Annotated in this window: 8 protein-coding genes; 7 read left to right on the top strand and 1 reads right to left on the bottom strand. The window is 46.9% G+C overall.

Annotation, left to right across the window (positions count from 1 at the left end):
- Positions 1-60: 60 nt before the first annotated feature.
- The 7 genes from trxA (at position 61) to nspC (ending at position 10,314) form a co-directional block, all read left to right on the top strand.
- The gene (gene trxA / locus RJ32_RS11570) at positions 61-912 is read left to right on the top strand and encodes a thioredoxin (protein WP_034822457.1); all 852 of its coding nucleotides are present in this window, start codon (positions 61-63) and stop codon (positions 910-912) included.
- Positions 913-1,005: 93 nt separating this feature from the next.
- Positions 1,006-2,127 (top strand): cell division protein ZapE, encoded by a 1,122-nt coding sequence (zapE, locus tag RJ32_RS11565; RefSeq protein ID WP_034822454.1) that lies wholly within the window; start codon positions 1,006-1,008, stop codon positions 2,125-2,127.
- A gap of 249 nt (positions 2,128-2,376) precedes the next feature.
- On the top strand, positions 2,377-3,831 hold the full coding sequence (locus RJ32_RS11560; protein ID WP_051018789.1) for a sodium-dependent transporter: 1,455 nt from the start codon (positions 2,377-2,379) through the stop codon (positions 3,829-3,831).
- A gap of 1 nt (position 3,832) precedes the next feature.
- Entirely contained in the window at positions 3,833-5,671 is a 1,839-nt protein-coding gene (locus tag RJ32_RS11555) for a GNAT family N-acetyltransferase (protein WP_034822452.1), read from the top strand.
- 65 nt (positions 5,672-5,736) lie between these two features.
- A complete protein-coding gene (locus RJ32_RS11550) occupies positions 5,737-7,893 on the top strand; it encodes a prolyl oligopeptidase family protein (protein ID WP_034822450.1) in 2,157 nt (718 codons plus the stop codon).
- Between the two features lie 72 nt (positions 7,894-7,965).
- A complete protein-coding gene (locus RJ32_RS11545) occupies positions 7,966-9,165 on the top strand; it encodes a saccharopine dehydrogenase family protein (protein ID WP_034822448.1) in 1,200 nt (399 codons plus the stop codon).
- Between the two features lie 15 nt (positions 9,166-9,180).
- A complete protein-coding gene (nspC, locus tag RJ32_RS11540; protein ID WP_034822446.1) occupies positions 9,181-10,314 on the top strand; it encodes a carboxynorspermidine decarboxylase in 1,134 nt (377 codons plus the stop codon).
- A gap of 34 nt (positions 10,315-10,348) precedes the next feature.
- On the opposite strand, the gene RJ32_RS11535 is transcribed toward nspC, so the two are convergent.
- A complete protein-coding gene (locus tag RJ32_RS11535) occupies positions 10,349-10,975 on the bottom strand; it encodes a tetratricopeptide repeat protein (RefSeq protein ID WP_011235229.1) in 627 nt (208 codons plus the stop codon).
- Between the last annotated feature and the right edge of the window lie 33 nt (positions 10,976-11,008).

Below are 11,008 nucleotides of genomic sequence, written 5' to 3'. Positions count from 1 at the left end.
TCTGCATATCTCTGATAACAGAGATTGAAATGACTTATTAAAACAGGAGCGTCGCAGCTGATGTCCGAATCCAATATCGTTAACCTTGACTTGCAGAACTTTCAGCAAGTTTTGCTGGAAGGCTCAAAAGAAAAACTCATTATTATCGATTTTTGGGCTGACTGGTGTGAACCCTGCAAACAACTTATGCCAGTGCTTGAAAAGCTGGCTATGCAATACAGTGATCAGGTTATTCTAGCCAAAATAAACTGTGATGAGCAGCAAGAGTTGGCCGCACAGTTTGGTATTCGCAGTTTACCTACAGTAGCCTTTTTTAAAGATGGTCAGCCAGTTGACAGTTTTGGCGGAGTAAAAACTGAAGGTGAAATTCGGGAAATACTGACAAAACACCTGCCCAGTCCGTCAGACGACTTAATTCAACAAGCTCAGACAGCTATGGGCGAAGGTGACGCGAATACGGCTTATACGCTGGCTAAGCAAGCTTACGATTTAGACAATACCAGTATGCAGGCTCTTAAACTCTTAGCCGAAGCGGCGGTCGATGCCGGTCGGTTGGATCAGGCCAAAGAACTGGTCGCTAAGATTCCGCTGGTCGAGCAAGACGGTGACTACCAGCGCATAAAGGGCAAGCTTGAGTTGGCCGAGGATGCCGCTGACTCTCCGGAGTTACGCGCGTTACAAGAGCAAGTAGAAAGTAACCCCGACGACCAGGCTTTAAAATTACAGTTAGCACTTAAATTTCACGAAGCAAATCGTGACGAAGAAGCCCTGCAGCAGGTTTTCACTGTATTAGGTAAAGACGTCAATTTTGCTGATGCGAAAAAATACGCACTCGACATTATCAATTCATTACCCGACGGTGATCCTCTGGCAGCGACCTATCGTAGAAAACTGTACAGCACAATGTATTGAAGACTTGTATTGATGGTTGTTAACTAGCAGCAGTGTTTGGCCGGCTCCCCCAGCCGGCTTCTTTTTATCCGGACGTTTTGTGATAATAAACTCATGCAGGAAAATTATAACCAACGCATTCAGTCAGGAGTGCTCCAGCCCGATGAATATCAGTTAAAGGCGGTAAAAGCGCTGCAGCAACGACTGGACTCACTTGCACGCGGACATAAGCCCAAAAGTCTTTACTTATTTGGTCCGGTCGGCCGGGGAAAAACCTTGCTGATGGATATGTTTTATCAACACCTTCCTCAAAGCCAGGCCATTCGGCTGCATTTCCATCATTTTATGGCTAAAATCCACGAAGAACTGAATCGCCTTCAGGGCGAAGCTAACCCTATGCAGATTATTGCAAAGAGGTGGTCACAGCACTATTCGATAATCTGTCTGGATGAGTTTTTCGTTGAAGATATTGGTGATGCAATGATTTTAGCCGGGCTATGGCATGCGCTGTTCAACGAGCAGGTTAGTTTAATAACAACCTCGAACGCCCCACCTAATGAGCTCTACAGAGATGGTTTGGCGCGTCATCGCTTCGAACCTACAATAGAGTTGTTGAATAAGGAATGTGACTGTCTGGACTTAGGTATGGGCGTTGATTATCGCCGACTGCACGAAGCCGATTTACCCTATTACCTTAAGCAAGGCACGTTGCAACAGCTCCGTTCACTCGCAGAGAGGCATTTCGGCCACACAAAAGAAACACCCTCAGTTCGGATAATGAATCGTGAAATTCCCTGCTTATGGCACAACAATAAAGTGATTGGTTTTGACTTTATGTCTCTCTGCTCCGGCCCCAGAAGTCAGCGCGACTATATGGAACTGGCCGACAGCTATGGCGCTATAGCGGTGCATCAGGTTCCGGCTTTTTCTTATATACCAGATAAAGACCTGGTACATGGTGTAGAGGAAAGCTACCAGCGCGAACATCAGACAAATATTGTCAGTAAACTGGATAACGAAGCCCGTCGTTTTATAGCTTTGGTCGATGAGTGCTATGACCGAAAATGTCACTTATTGGTAACCGCTGAAACCGACATCGATAAATTATATCAGGCCAGACAATTGGCTTTTCCTTTTCGACGTTGTGTTTCGAGGCTTTTTGAAATGCAGCAATGGAGCGACTCAGTTCAGGGAAACACGCTGGTAAAAAGACGCCAATCTGTTCCAGAGAGTTGAATTCCCTGTATTTACCAGCGTGTTAAAACTGAGTTAATTAAATGTTATATGACTTGCAACAAATTCCAATATTACAATTGTCATGGATGTTAAAATAAGTTTTGTTTCCAAGCCGGATTTCCCGCATTCTGCCGCACAAACAGTAATTAGCTGCTTGCCGTTAAATTAACGCCTTGCTAGGATTGCTGGAATTTGCTGAACAGCCTCGCTTAAAAGCGTGACAACAAAAACGATAAAAGAAGGTTCAGAATGAGCGAACAACGCGATCAATTTAGCTCTAAGATTGGCTTTATATTAGCGGCGGCAGGTTCTGCCGTCGGCATTGGTAACTTAGTTGGGTTCCCCGTTGCTGCTACTCAGAATGGGGGCGGGGCATTTTTAATTATCTATGCGTTATTCGTCGCCTTTATCTGCGTGCCAGTTATGTTGGCGGAAATGGGCCTGGGCCGACGCGCTCAAAAAAGCCCTTTAGGTTCTTACAAAGCGTTATCGCCAAATAATAAAGGCTGGCATATTGCCGGCTTACTGGCCGTTATCACGCCATTTATGATTGCGGTTTTCTACATGGTCATTACCGTGTGGATTTTCGGTTATCTTTGGCATTCAGTTACCGGCAACCTCGATATGCTGGCCGACGCCGAATACTTTGGCCAATTCGTAAACGACTACGGCTTTGTTGGTTTCCTTATTGCAGTGACAATAATCGTCAATGTTATCTTGCTTGGTGGTGTTCGTCAGGGGATAGAGAAAGCCGCGAAATTCCTGATGCCAGCGCTGTTTATTATGCTCATTCTGCTGGTTATCTTTGTTCTGTCACTGGATAACGCCGTGCTCGGACTTGAGTTTTATCTGGTTCCCGACTTTTCAAAAATTGATGGTTCAGTAATCAACGGCGCATTATCACAGGCCTTCTTCTCGTTATCGCTCGGTATGGGCATTTTAATAACCTACGGCTCTTATTTCAGCCGCAGGGACGACATTGTGACCTCAGGTAAACTGGTTGCTTTAACAGATACAGCCGTTGCTTTTACCGCCGGTTTAATGACTCTGCCCGCGATATTCGCCATCAATCCCAATACCAACCCGGATTCATTGAGTGACTCCTCGGTTAGTATGATTTTCTCTTTCTTTCCGCAAATCTTTATCGCTCTGGAAGGCGTTGTCGGCTATGTTGGCGCAAGCATTGCCGCTACTATCTTTTTCCTGCTGACCTTTATTGCTGCTATTACATCTTTGGTTTCTATTCTTGAAGTACCAACCGCAGCGGTTATTGAGCAGGCGAAGATAAGCCGTAAAAAAGCCCTGCTGGTTATGGGTATCGCCGTTACTGTACTGACTCTTATTGCCGCGACCTCTTTTGGTTTTGTTCCGGCATTCACTGAGTTTACTTTCTACGCTGACACGCCTAAGTCGGTTTTCGATGTAATCTACGACGTTTTTTACGATACTATTTTGCCGTTAAATGGCCTGCTGATTTGCTTGTTTGTCAGTTTCCACTGGCGCCGCAAAAATCTGGATGCGGAGCTTGCTGAAGGTAATCCCGGCTACCCAAACACGCTATTGGCAAAATATGTGCGTTTATCAATCTGTTCTTTTATTCCGTTGATATTAACGGTGGTCTTTTTGAACACAGTGCTGACTAACTTTTTCAATATCAGTCTTTATATAGTACTAACTGAATACTTGGGCATAAACATTTTCTAAAATGGCAGAACGCAGCGGTTACCGACAACTTCAACTGCTGCAAGATGCGAGCCTCTGGCGCGAATACTGCGAGGCTCGCTCTGAAAGTTCTATCTACTTATCAAACCTACAGACTCATGCCGATGCCGTACTCTCCCGTTACCGCGATTATCTGGGGCATGAGTTTGAACAAGTCTGGATAGACTGCCACGACGGTTTGCACGCCGACGCCATAGCAGCGCTTTGTGGCACCGTTACCGCCGGTGGTCTGTTGTCTATTTTACTCCCGGCTGAGAGCAACGCCATGAGTCACCGCATGGAGCGTTTTGCCGCAAAGCACTTTGCCGAATCAAACATCAAACCCTATTCATCGGTCAATAAAACTGAAACACGCTCAGCAAATGAGACGCTACAGCTAACGAATGAGCAGAACTCTATTTTTAACGCTCTTACACAAAGCACAGCAAAACCATACGAAACTCATATCATTACCGCCGAACGCGGCCGCGGTAAAAGTACCTTGTTAGGTCAGGCGCTTGCCCAAGCAAAAGAGCACCGCTCGATTATTGTGACGGCACCGCGAAAAGCCAATGCGAAAGTTTTACTACAGCAAGCGCCGGAAGCTCATTTCGTCGCCTGGGATAAGCTGCTGGAACAACCCGGTAATTCGGAAGTAACATTAATTATTGATGAAGCTGCGGGTCTGCCATTGTGGGCAACAGAACAGCTATGCCAAAAATTTAATCCCTGGTTGCTTGCCACAACCGTTGCTGGTTATGAAGGTTGTGGTCGTGGTTTTGCTGTGCACTTTACCGACTGGGCCAGGAAAACCTTGCCACAGGTATCTGTTCACCAGCTAACTCAACCATTACGCTGGCCCGCAAATGATCCATTAGAGCAGTGGCTAACCGAGACTTTTCTACTGAACGAGCAACCAGTAACACAGTTCGGGAGCCGGGAGTCCGGCACTTTTATTGAACACGCATCGGAACTTGAAGAAGGTATGCTGCAACAGTGCTTTCAACTTCTTCTCAACGCGCATTACCAGAGTAGCCCGAATGACCTTAATCTGCTGCTGACCGAGCCCGGACATAAGCTCGCATATCATTCCACAAACGGCGAAGTTACTGCGGTTGCCTGGCTTATGAGTGAAGGGCCCATTCTCTCTCCATTAAAAGAAGAAGTCAGGCTAGGAAAACGACGTCCCAAAGGGAATTTACTGCCTCAGGCCATTGGCTATTTTCTGCAACAAGACTGGGCTATGGATTTACATTGGCTAAGAGTGGCACGTATTGCCGTGCCAGCAGCGAAAAGACGACGTAAAGCCGCCTCCGAATTGCTGGCTGAAATTTACCGGTGGGCACTGGACAACAACTACCAGATGCTGGGAACCAGTTTTGCCTGGTCACAGGAACTGGATAATTTCTGGAAGAAAAATGGCTATGCCCTTTGGCGCCTGAGTAGCCGTATAGACAGTGTATCTGCGCGGCCTGCGGCTATTTATGCTCAACCGCTATCCAATGAACTCACTGGTTTATCCCAAGTATTCCAATTGCTCAACCAGTGGGGACATAACCAGCTACAATGGTTGTCAGGCGGTAAAGAGATGCTGCAACTGACAGAGGAAAGTAATGAGATAAGAACAAGCCTTATTCAAGCCTATCGTGTTAAGACCATCCCTTTTGACGCGGCACATTTTGCCTTAGCTCAGTGGTTTTACTGGCAACATAGTGATCACCCTCTTACCGAACTGCTGTGTACCTCATCAACAACACTCAAACATCTGGGCGAGTATTGGGGGGGAGTATCTCAGCGTCAGGCAAATGAAAATCTCTGTAAAGAAGTATGCTTACTGCACTAATCTGACTTGTTGTTTTGACAGCAAATTCCTATGATCAACCCAGAATCTAAACAGGAAGCCCAACCATGACCCGTTATTCAGCTTTTATTCTTTGCTCGACTGCGTTGATACTAAGTGCCTGTAGCTCTTTTAAAGAGGAAAAGGAACAACCTGATGGCCCTTACCCGGAAACGAAAACCGTCGAACAGCAAGATGACTACCACGGTACCCGGGTTGAAGATCCTTACCGCTGGCTGGAGCAGGATAGCCAGGAAGTAGCCAATTGGGTGGATGCGCAAAACCAGTTATCGACCCCTTTATTGCAAAAGCTTCCTGCGTTCGCGGACATTAAAGACCGCATGACTGAACTGTGGAATTATGAAAAAATCAGCACACCTTTTCGCTATGCCGACAGGTACTTTTATTTCTCAAACGACGGCCTTCAGAATCAGTCCGTGCTTTACACCATGACAGATTTAAACAGTGCTCCTGATGTTCTGATTAACCCTAATAACTTTAGCGATGACGGAACCGTGTCGCTGGCACGTATTAACGTTTCTCCCAACGCTACCTATGTTGCTTATGCTAGCTCTGACGGCGGCAGCGACTGGACGGAAATAAAAGTCCGTAATGTCGAGTCAGGAAAAGACACCAGCGATGTTATTGAAGGGGTAAAATTTACTGAAGTCGCCTGGCTGCCAAACGAACGTGGTTTTTATTACAGTCGCTACCCTGAAAATAAAGACAGCAGCTTTGATGATACAAAACCTGTCAGTGTCTATTTTCACAAACTGGGAACCAAACAAAGCGACGACGAACTGATTTTTGCTTTTGATAACCAGCCCGACCTGAACCCTTACGCAAAAGTATCAGACGACGGTAAGTACTTACTTATTGATGTCTTTAAAGGCTACGATGCTAATGCGGTCTATCTGCGTCCGCTAGCTCAGGAAGACGCGCCTTTCGAAGGGCTTTTCACCGAATGGGACGGTCAATATCAATACGTTACCAGTCAAAAAGGCCAGCTGTATTTTAAAACCACGAATGGAGCGTCAACAGGTCGCGTCATTGCCGTTGATCCCAAGCAACCTGAGCCTGAAAACTGGAAAGAAATTATTGCCGCTAAAACCCATACACTGAAAGACGTGCATGCGGTAGACGGTCAACTATTTGCACATTATTTGCAGAATGCACGCTCGCGAGTAGCCATCTTTGATTTAAAGGGAACCATGCTGCAGGAACTGGCATTACCCGGTATAGGCTCAATCAGTGGTTTTGAAGGCAGTCATAAAGCACCCGATGTGTTCTTTTCCTTCAAAGGTTTTACTGAACCTGGAAAAATCTATCGTTATCAGCCTGACCAACAACGCACCACCTTGTGGTATGAAACCGAAGTTCCGGCCGAGTTAGACCAATATACAACCGAGCAAGTAGTATACAACAGCGCCGATGGCACCGAAGTTCCGATGTTCTTGGTACACCGCAAGGACATTGAACTTAACGGTGAAAACCCAACGCTTTTATACGGCTATGGCGGCTTCAATATTTCTATCACGCCAGATTACGACACAACCCGCCTAGTCTGGTTAGAAATGGGAGGCGTTCTGGCCATTCCTAACCTTCGTGGCGGCGGTGAATTTGGTGAAATGTGGCATCAGCAAGGCACGAAAGAAAACAAGCAAAACGTCTTTGACGATTTTATTGCCGCAGCTGAATGGTTAATAAACAACAACTACACCAACAAGAATAAACTCGCTATTCAGGGACGCAGCAACGGCGGTTTATTGGTTGGCGCTACAATGACTCAACGTCCTGAACTGTTTGCTGCGGCTCTTCCTGCCGTTGGTGTTATGGATATGCTGAGATACCAGTTGCCCAGCGCTAATGCACGAGGCTGGGGTAGTGAATTTGGTTTAAGCGAAAATAAAGAGGAGTTCAAAACTCTTTATGCTTATTCGCCGGTGCACAATACCGAGAGCGGCACCTGTTATCCGGCAACACTCATTACCACCGGTGACCACGATAATAGAGTGGTTCCATGGCACAGCTACAAGTTTGCAGCGGCATTACAACGTGACCAAAGTTGCGACCAGCCGATACTGTTAAACGTAGAGACTCGCGCTGGTCACGGAGCCGGTACGCCAACCTGGATGCGCATTGAAGAACACGCGGAAAACTGGGCCTTTTTATACAAGCATTTAGGTATGAATTCAGAGGTTGTACAAAGCAACGCTTCTGAATGATGATTTAGTAAAAATATGCTATCTTTCGCAGCAACTTTATTAGTTAAAAGATTTCTGTGAAGGATAGCATTCATGTCTAAAGTTCTAATTATTGGTGCCGGCGGTGTTGCTGGCGTAGTCGTACAAAAATGTGCAGGCCTACCTGAAGTATTCTCTGAAATTCATCTGGCCAGCCGTACCCTGTCAAAATGTCAGGCGTTGCAGGAAAAAGCCGGTAAAGACCGCGTTGTCGGTGTGTATCAGGTCGATGCCGATGATTCAGCTGAAGTAGCTGAGCTTATTCGTGGTATTAACCCATCACTGGTTATTAACGTTGCGCTTCCGTATCAGGACTTACCTATCATGGATGCTTGTCTGGAAACTGGCGTGCACTACCTTGATACAGCAAACTACGAGCCTAAAGACGAAGCTAAATTTGAATACTCATGGCAGTGGGCTTATCAGGAACGCTTTAAAGAAAAAGGGTTAATGGCCTTGTTGGGAGCCGGTTTTGATCCGGGGGTGACCAACGTCTTTACCGCCTATGCCGCCAAGCACTATTTTGATGAAGTGCATTATCTGGACATTGTTGACTGCAACGGTGGTGACCACGGTCAGGCATTTGCGACTAACTTTAATCCGGAAATTAACATTCGCGAAATTACCCAAAAAGGAAAGTACTGGGAAAACGGCGAATGGCACGAAACTGACCCTATCAGTGTGCGTAAAGATCTGGACTACCCCAATGTTGGCGTCCGCCCTTCTTACCTGTTGTTCCACGAAGAGCTGGAGTCACTGGTTAAGCATTTTCCAACCATTAAACGCGCGCGTTTCTGGATGACTTTCGGTGAACAGTACCTGACTCACTTACGGGTACTTGAAAACGTCGGCATGACCTCTATCCAGCCAGTAGAGTTTGAAGGCAAAAAAATTGTACCGCTGGAGTTTCTGAAAGCCGTACTACCTAACCCGGGTTCTCTGGCAGAAGGTTACACCGGCAAAACCTGTATTGGTACCTATGTCACCGGTATGAAAGATGGTCAGGAAAAAACCATCTTCATCTACAACAACTGTGACCACGCTGAAACTAACAAAGAAGTGGGCGCTCAGGCGGTTTCTTACACCACTGGCGTACCGGCAATGATTGGCGCTTCGATGATGTTGCAGGGTCACTGGATGGAACCAGGCGTCTGGAATATGGAACAGTTTGACCCGGATGAGTTCATGGAGCGCCTGAACAAATATGGCCTGCCATGGCAAGTTCAGGAATGCGATAAGCCATTTGAGAAGTAACAGAGAAGACAACGCATGAGTCAATATACATCGCCGGAAATTCCGTCCCCTTGCTATGTGCTGGACGAAAAGCTGCTACGCAAAAACCTCGAGCTGATGCAAAAGGTACAGGAGCAAAGTGGTGCCGACATTATTCTGGCACTGAAAGGCTATGCCATGTGGTCTGCCTTTCCACTTATTCGTCAGTATCTAAAAGGCTGCACAGCCAGTTCTGTCTGGGAGGCAAAGCTGGCAGCAGAGGAATTTTCGCGCGAAGTTCATGCTTATGCGCCAGCTTATAAACAAGAAGACATCGACGAACTGCTGCCGTTAGTGAATCACTTGTCTTTCAACAGTGTCTCTCAATGGCACAAGTACCGAGAACAGGCCGCAGATGCCGGTGTTTCCATTGGTCTGCGTATTAACCCGGAGCATCAGGAAGCTGAAACTGAGCTTTATGATCCCAGCGCGCCCGGCTCACGCCTGGGGATTCGCGTCAGCGAGCTTAAGCAGCAGGACTTAACCGGCGTTGAAGGTTTACACGTGCATAACCTGTGCGAGTGTGACTCTTTTGCGCTTGAACGCACACTGGAAGCCGTGGAAAACCGTTTTGGCGAACAGCTAAAACAAATGAAATGGCTGAACTTAGGTGGCGGGCATCTCATGACCCGTAAAGGTTACGATGTTGATCACCTGATAAAACAGTTAAAGCGCCTGCGCGAAACCTACGCTCTGAAAGTGATACTGGAACCCGGCTCCGCCGTTGCCTGGCAAACCGGTCCGCTGGTCTGTGAGGTGGTGGATATTGTTGAGAACCAGGGGCAAATTGCTTTACTGGATATTTCAGCTACCGCGCATATGCCAGACGTGCTGGAAATGCCTTATCGCCCGGTCATTACCGGCGCTGGTTTGCCAGCAGAAAAAGCCTTCAGTTATCGCTTAGGTGGCAACAGTTGCTTAGCCGGTGATGTTATTGGCGAGTACAGTTTTGACCAGCCTCTGGCTGTTGGTGATCGCTTAGTGTTTGAAGACATGATGCACTACACCATGGTGAAAACCTCGTTCTTTAACGGTGTTCAACATCCAGCTATTGGTATTTTGCGGGAAAATGGTCAGTTTGATTGTGTACGACAATTTAGTTACGAAGATTTCCGCAACCGGTTATCCTAACTTTTCGTTAAGCTAAATCTAAAGAAAAAGGCTACTAATCCAGTGGCCTTTTTGCTTTCTCAACCACCGAAGGTGGCATTCTCTCAGCCAGCTTTGCAAGCTTCTGTTCAATATCCGCATAAGTCCGCTTATCAGCGGTAATTGAATTATGCAGCCAATGATAAGCTTTTTCATAATCATAAGGGCTGCCTTCATCGGCCAGCAGAATATCGGCAAAGCGTCGTTGCGCAGGCAAATTCCCTAACGATGCGGCTTCACGAAGGTACAGAATGGCACGCTCAATGTCTTTTTGCACCAAAACCCCTTCATGGTAATAGCGACCTAACTGCTCCAGAGCTTCCAGTAAGCCATGCTGAGCTGCTTTCTCCATATACAGCAGGCCAAGTTCGGGATCACGGTCATAACACACACCCCAGGCCATCATGTCGCCATAAAGAAACTGATAAGTCGGTCGGCGCTCAAGCTCGGCCTGAGCTTCAATATCCTGTGCCAACTGGCAGCGATCGGTATCGCGTACCCGTTTCAGATGCGCATTAGTTGCAAACATCTCAACCAGTTCCGCGTCTGAATATAACTGTACCGCTTCAACATCCTGCGCCTGCGCCTTGTGCATAGCGGTCAATCCGGCTACAGCAATCAGCATTGGAATGACTATCTTCATAAAGTTGCCTGTGGTCTCTCTGAATATACCTAA

Source organism: Idiomarina sp. 28-8 (genome assembly GCF_000320945.2).
In the GTDB taxonomy this organism is placed as follows: Bacteria; Pseudomonadota; Gammaproteobacteria; order Enterobacterales; family Alteromonadaceae; genus Idiomarina; species Idiomarina loihiensis.
Note: the sequence above shows the minus strand (reverse complement) of the source record. Positions and strands in the feature narration are given on the sequence as shown.

What these genes read in the sequence shown, in the direction of transcription:
- trxA (WP_034822457.1), top strand. Translation starts at nt 61, where the DNA reads ATGTCCGAATCCAATATCGTTAACCTTGACTTGCAGAACTTTCAGCAA.
- zapE (WP_034822454.1), top strand. Translation starts at nt 1,006, where the DNA reads ATGCAGGAAAATTATAACCAACGCATTCAGTCAGGAGTGCTCCAGCCC.
- RJ32_RS11560 (WP_051018789.1), top strand. Translation starts at nt 2,377, where the DNA reads ATGAGCGAACAACGCGATCAATTTAGCTCTAAGATTGGCTTTATATTA.
- RJ32_RS11555 (WP_034822452.1), top strand. Translation starts at nt 3,833, where the DNA reads ATGGCAGAACGCAGCGGTTACCGACAACTTCAACTGCTGCAAGATGCG.
- RJ32_RS11550 (WP_034822450.1), top strand. Translation starts at nt 5,737, where the DNA reads ATGACCCGTTATTCAGCTTTTATTCTTTGCTCGACTGCGTTGATACTA.
- RJ32_RS11545 (WP_034822448.1), top strand. Translation starts at nt 7,966, where the DNA reads ATGTCTAAAGTTCTAATTATTGGTGCCGGCGGTGTTGCTGGCGTAGTC.
- nspC (WP_034822446.1), top strand. Translation starts at nt 9,181, where the DNA reads ATGAGTCAATATACATCGCCGGAAATTCCGTCCCCTTGCTATGTGCTG.
- RJ32_RS11535 (WP_011235229.1), bottom strand. Translation starts at nt 10,975, where the DNA reads ATGAAGATAGTCATTCCAATGCTGATTGCTGTAGCCGGATTGACCGCT.